The 18,075-nt window shown below is 41.4% G+C and carries 22 protein-coding genes and 1 pseudogene; 16 read left to right on the top strand and 7 right to left on the bottom strand.

Going from position 1 to position 18,075, the window contains the following annotated elements; translation table 11 throughout:
- Nucleotides 1–164: pseudogene (locus L634_RS35005) on the bottom strand (DDE-type integrase/transposase/recombinase); the annotation flags it as partial.
- A gap of 164 nt (nucleotides 165–328) precedes the next feature.
- Here L634_RS35005 and L634_RS0124405 point away from each other — a divergent pair.
- A complete protein-coding gene (locus tag L634_RS0124405) occupies nucleotides 329–865 on the top strand; it encodes a hypothetical protein (protein WP_232233834.1) in 537 nt (178 codons plus the stop codon).
- 290 nt (nucleotides 866–1,155) lie between these two features.
- Here the strand turns inward: L634_RS0124405 and L634_RS0124400 are convergent, their stop codons facing one another.
- The 3 genes from L634_RS0124400 to L634_RS0124390 form a co-directional block, all read right to left on the bottom strand.
- A complete protein-coding gene (locus L634_RS0124400) occupies nucleotides 1,156–2,088 on the bottom strand; it encodes an alpha/beta hydrolase (RefSeq protein WP_026584699.1) in 933 nt (310 codons plus the stop codon).
- A gap of 143 nt (nucleotides 2,089–2,231) precedes the next feature.
- The gene (locus L634_RS34730; protein WP_269521763.1) at nucleotides 2,232–2,363 is read right to left on the bottom strand and encodes a hypothetical protein; all 132 of its coding nucleotides are present in this window, start codon (nucleotides 2,361–2,363) and stop codon (nucleotides 2,232–2,234) included.
- A 186-nt stretch (nucleotides 2,364–2,549) separates the two neighbouring features.
- Nucleotides 2,550–3,458: a hydroxymethylglutaryl-CoA lyase gene (locus tag L634_RS0124390; protein WP_026584698.1), complete on the bottom strand. Its 909-nt coding sequence runs from the start codon at nucleotides 3,456–3,458 to the stop codon at nucleotides 2,550–2,552.
- Between the two features lie 204 nt (nucleotides 3,459–3,662).
- Here L634_RS0124390 and L634_RS0124385 point away from each other — a divergent pair, with 204 nt between their 5' ends.
- The 5 genes from L634_RS0124385 (at nucleotide 3,663) to L634_RS0124360 (ending at nucleotide 7,239) form a co-directional block, all read left to right on the top strand.
- Entirely contained in the window at nucleotides 3,663–4,850 is a 1,188-nt protein-coding gene (locus L634_RS0124385; protein WP_026584697.1) for an acetyl-CoA C-acetyltransferase, read from the top strand.
- Between the two features lie 60 nt (nucleotides 4,851–4,910).
- On the top strand, nucleotides 4,911–5,600 hold the full coding sequence (locus tag L634_RS0124380) for a CoA transferase subunit A (RefSeq protein ID WP_026584696.1): 690 nt from the start codon (nucleotides 4,911–4,913) through the stop codon (nucleotides 5,598–5,600).
- A gap of 26 nt (nucleotides 5,601–5,626) precedes the next feature.
- Entirely contained in the window at nucleotides 5,627–6,295 is a 669-nt protein-coding gene (locus L634_RS0124375) for a CoA transferase subunit B (protein ID WP_026584695.1), read from the top strand.
- A 243-nt stretch (nucleotides 6,296–6,538) separates the two neighbouring features.
- Complete coding sequence (locus L634_RS0124365; RefSeq protein WP_026584694.1) at nucleotides 6,539–6,910, top strand: VOC family protein; 372 nt, start codon at nucleotides 6,539–6,541, stop codon at nucleotides 6,908–6,910.
- 83 nt (nucleotides 6,911–6,993) lie between these two features.
- Complete coding sequence (locus tag L634_RS0124360; RefSeq protein WP_026584693.1) at nucleotides 6,994–7,239, top strand: YqkE family protein; 246 nt, start codon at nucleotides 6,994–6,996, stop codon at nucleotides 7,237–7,239.
- A 98-nt stretch (nucleotides 7,240–7,337) separates the two neighbouring features.
- On the opposite strand, the gene L634_RS0124355 is transcribed toward L634_RS0124360, so the two are convergent.
- Both L634_RS0124355 and mciZ read right to left on the bottom strand, forming a co-directional pair.
- Nucleotides 7,338–8,261, bottom strand: coding sequence for an aldo/keto reductase (locus L634_RS0124355; RefSeq protein WP_026584692.1), 924 nt, complete (start codon nucleotides 8,259–8,261; stop codon nucleotides 7,338–7,340).
- 109 nt (nucleotides 8,262–8,370) lie between these two features.
- On the bottom strand, nucleotides 8,371–8,505 hold the full coding sequence (mciZ, locus tag L634_RS32995; RefSeq protein WP_084028981.1) for a Z-ring formation inhibitor MciZ: 135 nt from the start codon (nucleotides 8,503–8,505) through the stop codon (nucleotides 8,371–8,373).
- 77 nt (nucleotides 8,506–8,582) lie between these two features.
- Here mciZ and L634_RS0124345 point away from each other — a divergent pair, with 77 nt between their 5' ends.
- Both L634_RS0124345 and L634_RS0124340 read left to right on the top strand, forming a co-directional pair.
- Complete coding sequence (locus L634_RS0124345; protein ID WP_026584691.1) at nucleotides 8,583–9,134, top strand: NUDIX hydrolase; 552 nt, start codon at nucleotides 8,583–8,585, stop codon at nucleotides 9,132–9,134.
- 1 nt (nucleotide 9,135) lies between these two features.
- On the top strand, nucleotides 9,136–10,302 hold the full coding sequence (locus L634_RS0124340) for an endonuclease Q family protein (RefSeq protein ID WP_026584690.1): 1,167 nt from the start codon (nucleotides 9,136–9,138) through the stop codon (nucleotides 10,300–10,302).
- Between the two features lie 37 nt (nucleotides 10,303–10,339).
- On the opposite strand, the gene L634_RS0124335 is transcribed toward L634_RS0124340, so the two are convergent.
- Complete coding sequence (locus L634_RS0124335; protein WP_026584689.1) at nucleotides 10,340–10,915, bottom strand: GNAT family N-acetyltransferase; 576 nt, start codon at nucleotides 10,913–10,915, stop codon at nucleotides 10,340–10,342.
- 160 nt (nucleotides 10,916–11,075) lie between these two features.
- Between L634_RS0124335 and spoIIM the strand changes: the two genes are divergently transcribed.
- From spoIIM to L634_RS32990, 8 genes are all read left to right on the top strand, one after another.
- Nucleotides 11,076–11,720, top strand: coding sequence for a stage II sporulation protein M (gene spoIIM, locus L634_RS0124325; protein ID WP_026584688.1), 645 nt, complete (start codon nucleotides 11,076–11,078; stop codon nucleotides 11,718–11,720).
- Between the two features lie 240 nt (nucleotides 11,721–11,960).
- Nucleotides 11,961–12,428 carry a ferric iron uptake transcriptional regulator gene (gene fur, locus L634_RS0124320; protein WP_026584687.1) on the top strand — a complete coding sequence of 156 codons (468 nt, stop codon included), beginning with the start codon at nucleotides 11,961–11,963 and terminating at the stop codon, nucleotides 12,426–12,428.
- 210 nt (nucleotides 12,429–12,638) lie between these two features.
- Nucleotides 12,639–12,866 (top strand): YqzK family protein, encoded by a 228-nt coding sequence (locus L634_RS0124310; protein ID WP_026584686.1) that lies wholly within the window; start codon nucleotides 12,639–12,641, stop codon nucleotides 12,864–12,866.
- A gap of 9 nt (nucleotides 12,867–12,875) precedes the next feature.
- Nucleotides 12,876–13,769, top strand: a complete 894-nt coding sequence (gene xerD / locus L634_RS0124305) for a site-specific tyrosine recombinase XerD (protein WP_026584685.1) — start codon at nucleotides 12,876–12,878, stop codon at nucleotides 13,767–13,769.
- 481 nt (nucleotides 13,770–14,250) lie between these two features.
- Nucleotides 14,251–15,435: a phosphopentomutase gene (deoB, locus tag L634_RS0124300; RefSeq protein WP_026584684.1), complete on the top strand. Its 1,185-nt coding sequence runs from the start codon at nucleotides 14,251–14,253 to the stop codon at nucleotides 15,433–15,435.
- A 173-nt stretch (nucleotides 15,436–15,608) separates the two neighbouring features.
- On the top strand, nucleotides 15,609–16,430 hold the full coding sequence (locus L634_RS0124290) for a purine-nucleoside phosphorylase (RefSeq protein ID WP_026584683.1): 822 nt from the start codon (nucleotides 15,609–15,611) through the stop codon (nucleotides 16,428–16,430).
- Nucleotides 16,431–16,465: 35 nt separating this feature from the next.
- The gene (locus L634_RS0124285; protein ID WP_026584682.1) at nucleotides 16,466–17,770 is read left to right on the top strand and encodes a pyrimidine-nucleoside phosphorylase; all 1,305 of its coding nucleotides are present in this window, start codon (nucleotides 16,466–16,468) and stop codon (nucleotides 17,768–17,770) included.
- A gap of 184 nt (nucleotides 17,771–17,954) precedes the next feature.
- The coding region (locus tag L634_RS32990) for a transposase (RefSeq protein WP_198029823.1) at nucleotides 17,955–18,075 on the top strand (121 nt) is incomplete at its 3' end.

Raw genomic sequence — 18,075 nt, 5'->3', positions numbered from 1 at the left:
ACCGGAAGGTCATCCACTTGAAGTTTTCGATAAGGTTTATTTACGGGCTGTTCAGTAGGTTTAACGAACATGCTTTTACCAATCAATAAAGTAAGCAATGTTCGAATGAGTTGTTCTTGATAGTTTATAAAAGTTAATAAATAGGTTATAATTTGAGGGTACAAATTGTCACTTCCATTCTTGGTTGTTGGGTGTGTGGTAACCTCAATTATCCAAAGAATTTAGGGGGTGGCAATTTTTTTGCCTATAAAGCCCTCTATGGAGATATTTTATAACCTATTTCTTATAGAAGTTTTGACAATACGACACGGGATTGGAGGGGGATTTAATGATAAAGAGAAAAATATTCCTTTTGCTGGCGGCGTCAATTATGCTGTTGTCAGCGTGCAGTACACAGACCATGGGCCAGGCAATTGATGGAGATATCCCTTTTAATGTGAAAGAAATTTTACATAAAGAGAAAGTAAAAGGAGGAGTCATTCTTCTATATACGACACATCAGAAAACCGGGCAGGGTGAATTCGATGCTATGGCGGCTGCATATTTGAAGGGCAGCGATAAAAATGGCTGGAAAAATGAAGGGCACAACCACTGGGAGCATTACGAGAACGAACATATGACCGTTTATACAGATGCTTTCTATGATTATGATAAGGAAGGGAATTTGGAAAACAGGCTGCCGATTATTTTTGGGGAAATTCATAATAAGGATATCAAGAAAGTAGAAGTAGCCGAAAAGGATGAGAAATTTGAAGAAGCGGTTTTAATCGAAAAAGAAAGCAAACGCTATTATTTTAAAATGGGGGACTTTAACATAGCAAGAGGCTTGTCAGCGGACGGCAAAGAAATTCTGAAACAGAAATAAAATTAAGCGTGCCCAGGCCTGGGCACTTTTTTGTTTATAGATTTGGGGATAAGTTGATGCTGTGAACGCGAAAAAGGAGGAATAAAACTTCAAAATTGAAATCCCAAAATGAGTGAAATTGAAGAATAAAAACATAAAATGGAGGAATAGCAAACAAAATCACAATGTGCATGGGCCCTTAGAAATGATGAATCTGTATTTTGGCCGCAACAAAAAGGGAAGCCGAAAACGGATCCAAAAAACTCTTTTCAAGCATATAGAAAAAGCTGGCTCTTCATATTGGGCCAGCTTTATTCTTGCGAAAGAAGCTTTTCATTTTTATACACATACTCTTCGAGAAATTCATCAATTGCTTTTTCATAATCTTCTTTATTCTCATTAAAGGATTGGGCATGAATGCCGTTAACAGCAAGATACAGCTTTTTGGGCCCCTTTTTTTTCTCGTACAAAGCTTCGGACATGGTTGGCAAAATAAAGTCATCCTTTTCGCTATGAATAAACAGGATCGGCTTCTTGATGTTTTCAATCACAGAAATAGGGGAGACATCAGCTATCGAATATTTCTCGCGCATCCGCAGGAATAAATCCGCTACAGGCAAAAAGAGCTTTGCGGGCAGCTTCATTTCCGCTTTCAGCCGATAAGCAAGCTGTTCTTTAAAATCTGAAAAAGGGCAGTCGGCAATGTAAAAATCAGCACCGTCTTCGAGCATTCCGGCATAGAGAATCATCGTGGCAGCTCCCATGCTTTCTCCGTGAATGCCAACCTGTATGTCAGGTCCTTTTTCAGCTTTGAGCCAATCAACAATTGCTTTTAAGTCAAACTTTTCATAATGCCCGTAACTTGTCGTTTTTCCTCCGGATTCCCCATGGCGGCGATGATCATAAATAACCGCGTTAAATCCCCGATCCAAAAAGAGGTTCATATATTTAATCGAGTTCATTTTGTTTTCGGTTACTCCATGGGAGATTATAATATAACGGTTATTCTTATGCGGTTCAGCTGCTACAGCTTTTAAGTTATAGCCAAAAGGGGAAGGAATCAGCACTTGCCTCTTTGGAAGGTTTTCATATTTAATAAGGTCGAGCCTGCCGGCTTCCTTCTCCCTTTGCAGGATAAATTCATCCTCCTTTTTTTTCATATACATAAGCCTATTTGTAAAATAGACGCCGAGTGATGAAAGAAAGAGAATGATTGAAAAAAAATAGCGGAAAAACTTTCTCAAACCCATCCCTCCATCTTTTTTCTTTATTTTACCATTTTAAAAGGAATTAAAACACAGAAGTGGACCGGGACTAGCTTAAAAAATCATTATTTGTTTTCAGAGCCCTAGAGCAGCAGACAGTAAAAAAGCCGCTGTAGGGCGGCTTATTGCTGGGAGTTCTGTCTTTTGGTAGGATGAGTAGCTTTTTCCAATTCCTCAGCAGCGATTGTCTGGCTTACTGTATCCGAATTGGGTTTTCCCTTCTGGCTATATCCTTTATCGCGTTTTTGGCTCATTTGCTTATCCCCCTTCTAAAATTGACTCTTGCAAGCGTTGCGGACGAATGAAACCCTGATTCCCGCAACAGTGGAGCTTACTTCGTCTTCACCTAATAAGATGCTTTAAGAGGGGAGCCTTTATTCATCAGGAATTTGAATGACAGGTTTGAAACATTTTGTCTTGATGAGACGCATCAGCTTTTTCTATTGAACAGTTTGGGCATTCAAACGGTAATAGGTGCTCTCAATCGGCCTGGAAAGATGCGGCTGAATAATCTTAACAGCCTCCACTAATTTATCAAGATCAACATTCGTCTCAATTCCCAGCCTCTCCAGCATATAAACAACATCCTCTGTAGCTGCGTTGCCGGCAGCACCAGGTGCAAAGGGGCATCCGCCCAGCCCGCCAGCAGAGGTATCAAATCGGTCAACACCTGCCTGTAAAGCTGCAAAAATGTTTGTTAGAGCCATTTTTCTTGTGTCGTGGAAGTGTGCAGTCAAAAGCGTATTTGGAAACTCGGTTTTCAAACAGGAAAAAAGCCCATATGATTCATGGGGAGCAGCCATGCCAATCGTATCTGCTACACTTAGTTCGTCAGCGCCAGCCTCCACAAATTGCCGGCACAAATCAATTGCATCATCGGGTTTAACCTCTCCTTCGTAAGGGCAATAAAAAGCGGTTGAAATGCAGGCACGGACAAAATAGCCTTTTTCTTTCAGCTCCCCGATCACCGGGATTAGTTCCGCCATGCTTTCCTGAGTGGTTTTATTGATGTTTTTCTTATTGAATGTGTTGCTTACCCCGACGAAAACAGCAACTGCTTTGCAATCCGTCATATATACCCGGTCGATTCCTTTCCGGTTTGGTGCCAGCACGATATCTCTCGTATCTCCGCCAAGGCAATCTGCAGCTATTTCGGCCGCATCCCCCATTTGCGGAACCCATTTCGGAGAAACAAAAGAAGTAAGCTCCATTTCTGTCAGACCTGCATTTTTCAGGCTTTTTATAAACTCCTTCTTAATGTCTGTCGGTACAAAGGATTTTTCATTTTGCAGCCCATCGCGCGGGCCCACCTCAATTATTGTTACTTTTTCAGGCAATCCAAGCGTCATGTTTTCCTCTCCCGTCACATATTTTAGAACGTGCATCGCAAGCGCTTTCGTAGATGAGAAGATTTATACATATTGCACTTAATGCAATTGTAGTAGGAAAGGTTTTTGGAATGCAAGAATAATAGAAATTTTGACAAAATAAAAGGAATTTTGAGACTTGGTCGCGAATATAAGCGGTGAGATGGTTTTGAAAGGATGAGAAAAATGGCACAAACAGAAGTTGTAATAGTCAGTGCTGTCCGGACAGCAATCGGAAGTTTTAATGGAAGCCTTAAAGATGTATCGGCCCCTGATCTGGGTGCAATTGCGATTAAAGGAGCACTTGAAAAAGCAAATGTAAAGCCCGGGCAAATAGATGAAGTAATTCTTGGGAATGTTCTGCAGGCAGGGCTTGGCCAGAATCCTGCGAGGCAGGCAGCTCTTAAAGCGGGCCTTCCTGAAAGCGTTTCCGCCATGACGATCAATAAGGTTTGCGGTTCAGGGCTTAAAGCGGTTCACTTGGCCGCACAGGCGATTATCGCAGGGGATGCGGAAGTTGTTGTGGCTGGCGGAATGGAAAATATGAGCCAGGCGCCTTACATACTGAAAAATGCGCGAAATGGCTTTAAAATGGGGGATCAAAAGCTTGTTGATTCGATGATTTCGGATGGGCTTTGGTGTGCCTTCAATGATTACCATATGGGAGTAACGGCCGAAAATCTTTGCTCGAAATATGAATTAAGCAGGGAAGAACAGGATGAGTTTGCCGCCGCAAGCCAGGAAAAAGCAGCAAGGGCAATTGAAGAAGGCAAATTCAAGGATGAAATTGTTCCAGTGGAGATCCCTCAGCGAAAAGGGGACCCAATTGTTTTTGATACAGATGAATACCCAAAAAAAGGGACAACTGCAGAGAAGCTGGCGGGTCTTCGCCCGGCATTTAAAAAAGATGGCAGTGTAACAGCCGGCAATGCATCCGGAATTAATGACGGTGCAGCTGTATTGCTTGTCATGAGCAGAAAGAAAGCAGAAGAGCTGGGGCTTAAGCCTTTAGTTACTATTAAAGGCAATGCCAGTGCGGGTGTAGATCCTGGCATCATGGGCATTGGACCTGTGTCCGCAGTGAAAAAAGCGCTTGAAAAGGCTGCTGTTTCAATGGATGAGCTGGAGCTGATTGAAGCTAATGAAGCCTTCGCAGCCCAATCGCTTGCTGTTGATAGGGAACTTCGTTTTAACAAAGAGATTTTGAATGTTAATGGAGGGGCAATTGCGCTTGGACACCCAATCGGCGCAAGCGGAGCGAGAATCCTTGTAACCCTCATTCATGAGATGCAAAAAAGGCAGGCAAAAAAGGGCCTTGCCACTCTTTGCATTGGCGGGGGCCAAGGTGTAGCCACAGTGGTAGAGCTTTCATAGTTCTTTTGGCATACAAATGAATAGCAAAAAATACGTTTTTCGATGAAAGGAGCGATTGAAGTGAAGAAAATTTGTACTTCCTTCAGTGAAGCGGTTCAAGATATTCACGATGGAGCTGTCCTTATGGTTGGCGGTTTCGGGCTTTGCGGAATTCCGGAAAACCTTATCCTGGCTCTAGTAGATAAAGGGGTAAAAGACCTAACTGTTATTTCGAATAACTGTGGTGTTGACGATTGGGGGCTTGGCTTGCTGTTAAAAAATAAGCAGATTAAAAAAATGGTCGGTTCCTATGTCGGTGAAAACAAAGAGTTTGAAAGACAGGTGCTATCAGGGGAAATCGAAGTGGAATTGCTGCCTCAGGGAACGCTTGCAGAGAAAATCCGCGCGGGTGGTGCAGGCATCCCGGCCTTCTATACACCAGCTGGAGTAGGAACGCCAATTGCTGAAGGAAAAGAAACAAAGGTATTTGACGGAAAAGAATATCTTCTCGAAGAAGCACTTAAGGCAGATTTTAGCCTAGTTAGAGCATGGAAGGGCGATAAGATGGGGAATCTTGTCTATCACAAGACTGCCCGCAATTTTAACCCAATGATTGCAGCAGCAGGAAAAGTGACCATTGCGGAAGTAGAGACACTCTGTGAAACAGGTGAATTGGATCCGAATTATATTCATACGCCAAGCATTTACGTACAATCATTGGTTGAAGGAAAACAGGAAAAGCGCATTGAAAGACTGACTGTAAAGAAATAAATGCAGTGACGGAAGGAGAGGGTGTCATGAGTAACGATAAAGCGGCAGTCCGCGAGAAAATTGCCAGACGTGCCGAGAAAGAAATTGAGAACGGCTTTTACGTGAATTTAGGAATTGGTATGCCAACATTGGTTGCAAACTATATCTCAGATAATAAGGAAGTGGTTCTTCAATCCGAAAATGGTTTGCTTGGCATCGGGCCATATCCTGCAGAATCTGAGGTGGATCCGGATTTAATTAATGCAGGAAAAGAAACGGTTACGGCTATTCCGGGATCTTCCTATTTTGACAGTGCCGAGTCATTTGCCATGATCAGGGGAGGCCATGTTAATATTGCCATTCTCGGCGGAATGGAAGTCTCTGAAAAAGGCGATCTTGCAAACTGGATGATTCCAGGAAAGATGATCAAGGGAATGGGCGGAGCGATGGATCTTGTCCATGGAGCAAATAAGATCATTGTCATTATGGACCATACTAATAAAAATGGTGATTCAAAAATACTCAAAGAATGCAGTCTTCCTTTAACAGGAAAAGCTGTTGTCGACCGGATTATAACTGAGCGGGCAGTCATCGATGTAACAGATTCAGGTTTAAAGCTTATTGAAGTCGCTAAAGGCTTTACCGTTGAGGACGTTATCAATTCAACGGAACCTGAATTGCAAGTTGACGAAAATGTCATGACAGATGCCTATTAATGCCTTTAAGAAAAGTACAGCTGCATATGCTGTGCTTTTCCTTATTTAATGGCTGTTTTAAGGTTATTGCGGTTTTTAGATTATGCTGATTGGTGTAAAGGCACTTAATTTCAGCGGAGGAGCGTGTAAACAAGAGGGACACCCGCTGGCAGGAATACATAAGGAAGGCCGGACCCCAAGGGAAAATTGGGTTCCTGGAAAAGAAATCAACAGAGCTTAATAAATAAGAAAAGAGGGAGAAAAATGAGTTTTTCTTTTAAAGGAATCGACCATATTCAGCTTGCAGCTCCAAAGGGGTGTGAGGAGCAAGCCCGGAAATTTTACGGTGAACAGCTTGGCCTTATGGAAATCCCTAAGCCAGAAAACCTTCAAAAGCGCGGTGGCTGCTGGTTTATCTGCGGTGATCAGGAAATTCATATTGGTGTACAGGAAGACTTTTTGCCTGCAAAAAAAGCTCACCCCGGTTTCATTGTGGAAAATCTTGAAGGTTTGAGAAGCAGTCTTCAAGAACGGAATATTGTAATAAAGGAAGAATTGCCTATAGAAGGAAGAAACAGATTCTTTGCTGAAGATCCATTTGGCAACAGAATTGAGTTTCTGGAGTATATGCCATAAGAATCCATAGCGATTCCGACTAATCCGTCCAGTATAAAAAATGTGTTATAATGAATGGCAAAATTAGTTGATGAGGGGATTTTATGAAAAAGAAAAAACACCACTCCCAGCCTAAAGCAGACAATAAGCCAATCACGCTTGGAGACATGCTAAACCAGGACTTGATGGAGCAATTAAAAGGAAAAAAGCAGGAATTAAAAGCTGCTGAAGATAAACAGAAGGAAGAGGAAGAACACAGAAAAAGAGAGGAAAGAAGACAGCGGGAAAAGAATAAAAGTTTCGAAGAATTGCTTGGAGAAAGCAATCTTAACTGGAAAGAATTCAAATAACTTTTCTTTATTAAATTTTATTTTAGCTCTTGTTTTTTTGGGCGTATTTCTCTTGCAAGAATAAAAGGACTGGCTTTTTACCAGTCCTTTTTTTATTCCTATCTATGCTGTTCATAATTGTTTTGCTTTGCAATTGATTTAATAATAGCTAATTCATCTTCCGTAAAAGGGGTAGTTCTGGCTGCTTTTGCATTTTCCCTTACCTGCTCTGCCCGGCTGGCTCCTGCAACAATAGAAGTAACCGCCGGATTCGCAAGGATATATTGAAATGCTATCTCAGTCATGGAGCGTTTGTCTGAGATTTTTTCCCTAATGCTATTGATTGTTTTTTCCAATTCGGAATGGCTGTAATCCAAGTAGCTTTTTTCTTTTACCGAATCAGACGCTTTATTCAGCATTTTTTCGCTGAGCAGCCCTTTGGCGAGCGGACCTCTTGCGATAACACTAATGCCCTTTTCATCCAAGAGCGGCAAAGCCTCTTCTTCAGGACGCCGGTCCAGAATACTGTATTGCATCATAACAGAGACAATCGAGGATCTTGAAGCAAATTCACGGATTACATTTGGACGAATCGAGGAAATTCCATATTGACGGATGAAGCCTTCTTCCTTAAGTTCTTCGAATGCTTCAATGGTTTCATCAATGGGGTCGTCTAGAGTGCCTCCATGGAGCTGATACAAATCAATATAATCTGTACCAAGCCTTTTCAAGCTGCCTTTGACAGCTTCTTTAATATGTCTTTTTGAGGGATCCCAGCTCCATCCGTCTTTTTGCTCATTCCATCGGTTTCCTGCTTTGGTTGCAATAATGACCTGTTCACGGACATTCTTTAAGGAGTGGCCAACAAGCTTTTCATTTTCTCCATAATCATATAAATCGGCTGTATCAAAATAAGTAATGCCTTCTTCAAGGGCGGCTTCAATAATTTCCTGCGCATTGCGAGGGTTTGTTCCTATCGACATGCATCCAAGTCCGAGCTCACTGACAAACAGATCCGATTTTCCTAACTGTCTCTTTTTCAAAGGCCCACCTCATTTCAATGTTTTCTATTATTGTACAGAAAGAAATGAGGCATACTCAAATAAGAGGCTTTGATGCAGGAAGCCTTACTTCTATAAAAGAACACAACTATCATTTCGATTTGGGTTGGGATTCCACCCAGTCCTTTACAAAAATATACTTTTTGCTATATTGTTTAAGTTTTTCACGTACTTCCCAGGCTTTTCCGGCCAATAATATTCCGTTGCTGTGAACATACACTTTCATCCATACCCCCCCTTAACAAGTATGATAAAATGTATGAGCAACCATTATCGGAATAGAACAGGAGTGACTGTGAAACAATGAGCCGCCTAGAAGAAAAAACGCTTAATACCGAGAAAATTTTTACTGGAAAAGTGATAAGCCTGCAGGTGGAGGATGTTGAGCTGCCAAATGGAAAAACATCCAAGCGGGAAATTATTAAACATCCCGGAGCAGTAGCCGTATTGGCGTTAACGGATGATAATAAAATTGTTATGGTTGAACAGTATAGAAAAGCATTGGATAAAACGATTGCTGAAATTCCGGCCGGAAAGCTTGAAGCAGGGGAAGACCCTCAAGCTTGTGCAGAAAGAGAACTTGAAGAAGAAACAGGTTACGGCTGCAAGGAAATGGATTGGCTAATTTCTTTCTATACTTCCCCAGGCTTTGCAGATGAACTAGTCCATCTATACATAGCGAAAGGCCTTGAAAAAAAAGAAGACGCTGCTTCGCCTGATGAAGATGAATTTGTAAATCTTATGGAAGTAAGCCTGGAAGAGGCCTTGTCTTTACTAAAAGAGCAAAAAATCCATGATGCGAAAACGGCATATGCAGTTCAATATTTGCAGCTGCAAGCGGCGCTAAAAAAATAATATGAATCAGTATTTTGCGGATTTCCATATCCATATTGGACGAACCTTTACGGGGAAGCCTGTTAAAATAACTGGAGCCAAATCGCTTACTTTCACAAATATAATCAGGCATGCGAGAAACGAAAAAGGGCTGGATATAATCGGCATCATTGATTGTCATTCACCTGAAGTTATTATGGAGATAGAGGGTCTAATGGAAGAAGGCTCTGTTACCGAGCACAGGGATGGCGGGCTGCAGTACGGAGATTTAACAATCATACCTGGTTCAGAATTAGAAATTTATGATGAAAATTGCCAAGGTCCCATTCATGTCCTTTGTTTCTTTCCGTCCATTTCCATCATGAGGGAATTCTCTGGCTGGCTATCCGGGCACTTGAAAAATATTACATTAAGCTCACAGCGGATTTATGCTTCTGGCAGAATGCTTCAGGAAAAGGTTAAAGAGTTAAATGGGCTGTTTATTCCTGCCCATGTTTTTACCCCTTTTAAAAGTTTATTTGGAAAAGGGGTGCAGCGGACTCTGGCTGAGGTTCTTGATCCAGATCTCATTGATGCTGTAGAGCTTGGATTGAGTGCGGATACTGGAATGGCTGATCAAATTGGCGAGCTTCACAGGTATACTTTTCTGACCAACTCAGATGCGCATTCTCTAAAAAAAATCGCGAGGGAATATCAAATCCTTGCAATAGAGCAGCCAACGTTTGAGGAAATCAGGATGGCTTTGGCAGGAAAAGGAAACCGGAGGGTCCAGGCGAATTATGGGCTTGATCCGCTGCTTGGAAAATATCATCAAACTGTTTGTTCGGAGTGCTTTACCCCTTTTGATGAAGAAAAGGGTGAATGTCCGAAATGCCATCACCACAAGTTTATCAAAGGAGTTGCTGACAGAATTTCGGAATTAAAGTCTGCAGGCGAAATCCCTGTTAATCGGCCTCCTTACATTCATCAAGTCCCTCTGGAATTTATTCCTGGATTAGGCCCGAAAATGCTGGAGAAGCTTTTGAACCATTTTGGAACTGAAATGGCCATTCTTCACCATGTTCCGCTAATTGAACTAAGCCGTGTCGTTCCTGAGAAAACTGCGAGTCTAATTGGCAGGGCGCGTAAAGGGGAGTTAAGCCTGAAAGCTGGCGGCGGAGGCAAGTATGGCAAAATTGCAGACAGCTAAAAATAGAGCCCGCTTAAATAAACGGGCTCTATTTTTATTAAGCCGGGGCCTTCTTGCATACTTTAGCGTATACGCATGTATCCCGAAGCTCTGTGCCATCTGCGCTTAAGCTGTCATTAACCAGTATTCCTTCAAGCTGGAACCCCAGCCTTTCGGGGATCTTGCTGCTGTTAACATTTTTAGGATCGCATCTGATTTCTATTCGGTTTGCATCAAAATGCTCAAAAGCAAATTTCGTTAAACCCTCTGCTGCTTCTGCTATATAGCCATTTTTTTGGTATCGTGAATCTCCCCAATAGCCTATTTCAAACTTGCGAACATCCCAGTCTATCCGGTGCAGGCCTGTTGATCCGACAAATGCATCGTCCTCTTTTCGGTAAATATGGATGCGGAAATCTTCCCGAAGAATAAATTGTCCATAAGACTTGCGGAGTCCAGCCTCGACATCCTCTTCTGATTGTTCTTTTTGCGCAAAAGGCAGCCATTTCTTAAGTTCGTCAATCGAAGCTATTATGGCTTCATGCACTATTTTCCCATCCCCTGGCATGGCTGGCCTCATATAAAGTCTTGCAGTTTCAATTTTCTCTGGGAAATCGATTAAAATGGGCTTCATTCAATCAGCTCTCCTTCATGGAAATTTGGATAATTTTGAAAATTATAACGGAAATAACTGGTATGTTCAAGAATTTTTTTATGAATAGATCTTTGTCATACAAACCGAGGACGAGCATACAATTTAATAACTAATTTGTTTTGTCTTAGGAGGAAGAGCAATGAAGAAAAAAATGTACCAGAACGTCGCAGCAGCCCATTTCCGCGAACATTCCTCAATCTATTTATTTGTTATTGTTTTATTCCTGATGGGTGTCATTTTCGGGGCAATTGTGGTTAATAGCTTAAGCTTCACCCAAAAAGAAGATTTATTTTATTATCTGACACAGTTCTTTGGGCAAGTATCTGATGGACAAGTTGCAGCTGCAGGAGATTTATTCAAACAAAGTTTTTTCCATAATGCAAAATTCATAGGGTTGATGTGGATTCTCGGAATTTCAATCATTGGGCTTCCTGTCATTCTGATTCTGCTTTTTATGAAAGGCATGGTAGTGGGTTTTACAGTTGGTTTTCTGGTTAACCAAATGGGCTGGGAAGGATTTTTGCTTTCATTTGTATCCGTACTCCCTCAGAATCTGATCATCATTCCTATTTTTATTCTGGCGGCAACGCTTGCTGTGTCTTTTTCTTTAAAAATGATAAGAAAACAATTTATGAAAAAAGTGGGACAGCCCATCATGCCGCTTTTTGGCCGCTATATGGCCGTTTTTGCAGTCGCCATTCTGTTTTTGATTGCAGCCGCTGGTATTGAAGCATTTATTTCACCCGTTTTAATGAAGTCCGTAGTGAACTCGATTCAATCTTAAATAGCTTTAAAGTGATAGGGAAAGGCGGGATATAATCCTGCCTTTTTGCTATTGATGATGAAAAGGATAATAATATAAAAGTTAGGGTACATATAAAAAGGTTTTGAATTATGCAGAATTAACTTATAATAATTATTAAGTAATACTATTTATTTAATGTTATTTATAATTATTTTATTTTGAAAGAGTAAGCATTTCTGGTATAATGAGAATGTTAGTGGCGAGGGAGGGACTTTCGGTATGGAAAGCAGAATTGAAAGAATAAAAAAACAGTTGCATTCATCCAGCTATAAACTAACACCACAGCGAGAGGCAACGGTTCGCGTCCTGTTAGAACACGAAGAGGATCATTTAAGTGCGGAAGATGTCTACCTCCTAGTTAAAGAGAAATCGCCTGAGATAGGCTTGGCAACTGTATATAGAACACTTGAATTGCTAACTGAATTAAAAATTGTCGATAAAATTAACTTTGGTGATGGGGTTTCCCGCTATGACCTTCGGCAGGAAGGAGCAGCTCATTTCCATCATCATTTGGTGTGTATTGAATGCGGAGCTGTTGATGAAATTCAGGAAGACTTGCTGGAGGATGTAGAGGAAGTGGTTGAGCGCCGCTGGAACTTTAAAATAAAGGACCACCGCCTTACTTTTCATGGCATCTGCTACCGCTGTCAGGATAAAAAAACAGAAAACGGCACAGAGTCAAACTGATTTTTAAAAAAACCTTTTCTAATCGAGAAGGTTTTTTTTGTTTCGCTGTTTTCGTAAAGTTTGTTGTTTTTCAAGTGAAGTGCCCAGAATAAACGGCAATTATGCTGAAAAAGGTATAATTCTTGTCCAAAATGGCATACCTTTTATTAAAGATAAGGAAGCTGGATCTGCTAAGCTTTTTTATGATCAAGTATTTTGGGGGAAAAAAGAATGAAATCCTGGCTGAGTATGGCTTTTCAAACAATCAAAGTGTTTGTCCTTTTTACCGGATGCACAATCCTTTTTTATTATGGTATTATGTGGTTAAATGAAGAATACCAGGATTATCACCGCTATGACGAACCAAAAGGAGCGGCTGTTAAAGTTTCGGCCAGCGGAACGGATCAAGATGCAAGCTGGCTGGACCGGTTAATTCTTTTCTACTTAAATGGGGAGTAATGCAATCATATGGAGGACCGCTTAAAAGATTTTATTCATTATTTGCTCGTTGAAAAAGGGCTTGCGAAAAATACAATTGTTTCTTATGAGAGAGATTTAAAAAGCTACCTGAAATTCCTCAAGACTGAAGAGAACATATCTAGCCTTGAAGATGTACAGCGTGTCAAGATTGTGCATTTCCTTGGCTTTTTAAAAAAACAGGGAAAATCATCAAAAACATTGGCCCGGCACATTGCCTCAGTAAGAGCTTTCCATCAATTCCTGCTCCGCGAGAAAGCAGTTGGCCATGATCCTTCTGTACATATTGAAACTCCGCAAATGGAACGGTCACTGCCTAAAGTGCTAAACATGGAGGAGGTTGAAACGCTGCTGGATTTTCCTGAAATTAAGGATCACTTTGGCTTGCGGGATAAAGCAATGCTTGAACTTCTCTATGCTACCGGAATCCGTGTAAGCGAGCTGATTGGGCTGGATATAGGCGATGTCCATTTAACAATGGGCTTTGTCAGATGCATCGGCAAGGGAAATAAGGAACGGATTGTGCCAATCGGCAAAACAGCGGCTGAGGCTCTCAATAGGTATTTAAATGAGGGAAGAGGCAAATTTGTTTCAAAAAAACATAAAGATGAAGCATTATTTTTAAATCATCATGGAAAGCGTCTTTCAAGACAGGGCTTTTGGAAAATTCTAAAGCGGCTTGCCAAGGAAGCAGGGATTGAAAAAGAGCTGACTCCGCATACACTAAGGCATTCGTTTGCCACACATCTGCTGGAAAATGGGGCAGACTTGCGGGCAGTCCAGGAAATGCTTGGCCATGCTGATATTTCAACTACTCAAATATATACACATGTTACGAAAACGAGGCTCAAGGATGTATATAGCCAATACCATCCCCGTGCTTAAAGCAGGGCATTTTATGATTAAGCTGTTTTTATAAAGCTTGTTGCTTTTCAGGCTTGCTAAGGTTAACCAACTGAGTTGATTTGATTTTAGCGGAGGGGCACTTGACTCCTGCTCAGAAGAGAGGGAGTGGGAGAACCCATGGGAGAAGCGGAAGAGGCTCCCATTCCTCCCCGCTGACAGCTTGAGTGCCCTTAGTGGAAACCAGCGGCAAAATTAATAAGTAAAAACAGCAATTTATGAGTAAAGCCTATGTTAAAAATAAAATGTCAAAAAGCTGCCACCTAAATGAGGCAGCTTTTTCTTGTTTTTTTACATGTTTAATGTAAAATATAGATGTCAGACTTCTGACAAATAAAAAGAGTAATTCACTTTGTGCATACTCTTTTTTTGCAACAGGGAATCAGTGTTAAATGAACCTAAAAAGGGTACTATACGAATATGATTTTTTGTAACCGTATTCAAATAATTAGGAGGTTTTCATATGCCCGCATATACATATAAGCGCGTATTTTTAATTGTTATGGATTCAGTTGGCATCGGTGAAGCGCCTGATGCTGAGAGGTTCGGGGATAAAGGCGCCGATACACTTGGCCATATCGCAGATAGAATGAATGGCTTAAATATGCCTAACATTGGCAAGCTTGGCTTGAGCAATATCAGGGAAATTAAAGGCATTGAAAAAGCAGATAAGCCAATGGCTTTTTATACGAAGATGAAGGAAGCTTCAAATGGAAAAGACACGATGACAGGACACTGGGAGATCATGGGGTTGAATATACAAACTCCATTTAGAGTGTTTCCAGACGGCTTTCCGCCTGAATTGATTTCTGAGCTTGAATCCCGCACAGGCAGAAAAGTAATTGGCAATAAACCAGCAAGCGGAACAGAAATCCTTGTTGAACTAGGGGAAGAGCACATGAAAACAGGTGCTTTGATTGTATATACATCCGCAGATTCAGTTCTGCAAATTGCGGCGCATGAAGATATAATTCCAATTGAAGAGCAGTATAAAATTTGTAAAATCGCCCGGCGACTGACATTGGATGAAAAATATATGGTTGGCCGTGTTATTGCAAGGCCATTTATTGGTGAGCCTGGCAATTTCCAAAGAACTTCTAACCGCCATGATTATGCGCTAAAACCGTTTGACAGAACGGTCATGAATGAAATGGCAGATAGCGGGCTAGATGTAGTGGCGATCGGTAAGATATCTGACATTTATGATGGCGAGGGTGTAACGGAAGCCATTCGCACAACATCAAATATGGATGGCATGGATAAACTGATTCAAACATTTGATAAAGACTTTACAGGCATGAGTTTCTTAAATTTGGTTGACTTTGATGCTTTATTTGGGCATAGACGGGATCCGGAAGGCTATGGAAAAGCTCTTGAAGAGTTTGATGCCCGTCTTCCTGAGGTCTTTGCAAAGATGCAAGAAGGCGACTTACTGATGATTACAGCGGACCATGGAAATGATCCAGTTCATCATGGCACAGACCATACAAGAGAATATGTTCCGCTTCTTGTATACGCAAAAGATATGGAGGAAGGCAAAGAGCTTCCAATTTGCGAAACATTCGCTGATATTGGAGCGACAATTGCAGATAATTTTAATGTGAAAATGCCCGCATACGGCAAAAGCTTTTTGAGCCAATTAAAGTAATGTAAAGACATTGTTAAAAGCCATTATTGTTTCGGGACATTGTTGGTTGAACCGAAAGGCGCAAAACTCCCGTGGGAGAAGCGGTTCAATGGGAACCCTTGCTGGAGCGCTATGCGCCAGGGAGCGGAAATCAACAGCTACTTTTAACAAAAAGCAGACAAGGAGAATGGAAGATGGATTATAGTAGAATTCAAAATGCAGCCGAGTTTCTTAAAAGCAAATATACAAATCAGCCAAAAATTGGGCTTATTTTAGGGTCAGGGCTTGGTGTGCTTGCTGATGAAATTGAAGAACCAGTAAAAATACCGTATAACGAAATCCCCGATTTTCCAGTTTCTACTGTTGAAGGCCATGCAGGGCAGCTGGTGTTCGGCCGATTGAATGGCATTGAAGTTGTTGCCATGCAAGGTCGCTTCCATTATTACGAGGGGTACACGTTTGACAAGGTCACCTTTCCTGTCAGAGTTATGAACGAAATGGGCGTAAGTACGCTAATTGTCACAAATGCAGCGGGTGGAGTGAATGAAAGTTTTTCACCTGGTGATTTGATGCTGATTTCGGACCATATCAATAATATGGGCAGCAATCCTCTGATTGGTCCAAATGATTCCCGTATGGGCCCTCGTTTCCCAGATATGTCGGAAGCATATTCAAAAGAACTGAGAAAACTTGCAAGAGGTATTGCAGATAATCTGAATCTCAAGATTCAGGAAGGAGTATATGTGGGGAATACTGGCCCGACTTATGAAACTCCTGCAGAAGTGCGGATGCTTAGAACAATGGGTGGTGATGCAGTCGGCATGTCCACTGTTCCGGAAGTTATTGTTGCACGCCATTCCGGTATGGAAGTGCTTGGAATCTCCTGCATTTCAAATATGGCCGCAGGGATACTTGATCAGCCATTAAACCACGATGAGGTAATTGAGACAACTGAGAAAGTCAAAGCTGATTTCCTTCGTTATGTAAAAGCAATTGTAAAAGAGCTTGGTGCCTGAGAATAGAACTTTAATGAAAGCTGTGGTGTTTAATGATGAGAATGGTCGATCTTATTGAAAAGAAAAGGGACGGACAAGAATTAACAAAAGAGCAAATTCAATTTGTAATTAAAGGGTATACAGACGGTTCCATTCCGGATTACCAGGTTAGTGCATTAACAATGGCTATATTCTTTCAGGGAATGACCGAAAACGAAAGAGCCGATTTGACAATGGCTATGGTGGAGTCAGGGGATCAAATCGATTTAACAAAAATAGAAGGAATAAAAGTAGATAAGCATTCTACTGGCGGTGTTGGCGACACAACGACCTTAGTGCTTGGGCCCCTTGTTGCTGCAGTTGGTGTTCCGGTTGCGAAAATGTCCGGACGAGGACTGGGGCATACAGGAGGAACTATTGACAAACTTGAGTCCGTTGAAGGCTTCCATGTGGAAATTAAAAATGAAGAGTTTATTAAACTGGTTAACCAAAATAAAATTGCAGTCATTGGGCAGAGCGGCAATTTGACACCTGCAGACAAAAAACTGTATGCACTGCGTGATGTAACTGCAACAGTAGATAGCATTCCTCTGATTGCAAGCTCGATTATGAGCAAAAAAATAGCTGCAGGTGCCGATGCAATTGTGCTTGATGTTAAAACTGGTGCAGGGGCGTTCATGAAGACTCTGGATGATTCCCGTGAATTGGCAAAAGCCATGGTGCGCATCGGAAACAATGTTGGCAGAAACACAATGGCAGTTATCTCTGATATGAGCCAGCCTCTTGGCTTTGCAATCGGAAATGCCCTTGAAGTAAAAGAAGCTATTGATACTTTAAAAGGCGAGGGTCCTGAAGATTTGACTGAACTTTGCCTGACTTTGGGCAGCCATATGGTTTATTTGGCGAAAAAGGCAAACACTCTGAAAGAAGCGCGTGAAAAGCTGGAAAAAGCGATCAAAGATGGTTCTGCATTAGAAACATTTAAAGTGTTTCTTAGCTCGCAGGGCGGAGATGCTTCCGTTGTGGATAATCCGCAAAAATTGCCTCAGGCAAAATACACATTTGAATTAGAGGCTAAACAAGATGGATACGTTTCTGAAATAGTAGCTGACGAAATTGGTACTGCAGCAATGCTATTAGGAGCAGGCAGGGCCACAAAGGAATCGGAAATCGATCTTGCTGTAGGCCTTATTTTAAGAAAAAAAATCGGCGATCATGTAAGCAAAGGAGAATCACTTGTTACCATCTGCAGCAATTTTGAAAATGTAGAAGAAGTCCGAAATATGCTTTATGAAAACATTACAATCTCACCCGAAAAAGTACCAGCGCCTGTACTGATTCATGAAGAGATTACAGAATAAATTTGCTTTAGAAAGCCGCCAGGCATTTTTGCCTGGCGGCTTTTTATTATAGGTTTTAAAACCACGTGCTCTGCACGTGTGAAAACAAAGCTTCTAGAGTGGTAATGTGACATAAAAAACTCCTATCGTTATAATAGAAACTGGCCGTCAAACCAACTTCTATATAACGAAAGGAGCAGTACTCATGAGTGACAATAGTTTATCACATACCAGGTGGAATTGTAAGTACCACATCGTTTTCATCCCAAAATACAGAAGAAAAGTAATTTATGGAAAGTTGAGACGAGATATAGGAGCGATATTGA

Origin of the sequence: Bacillus sp. J33, from assembly GCF_000518885.1 — a bacterium.
Lineage (GTDB): Bacteria > Bacillota > Bacilli > Bacillales > Cytobacillaceae > Cytobacillus.
This window is presented reverse-complemented; position numbering and strand designations above follow the sequence as displayed.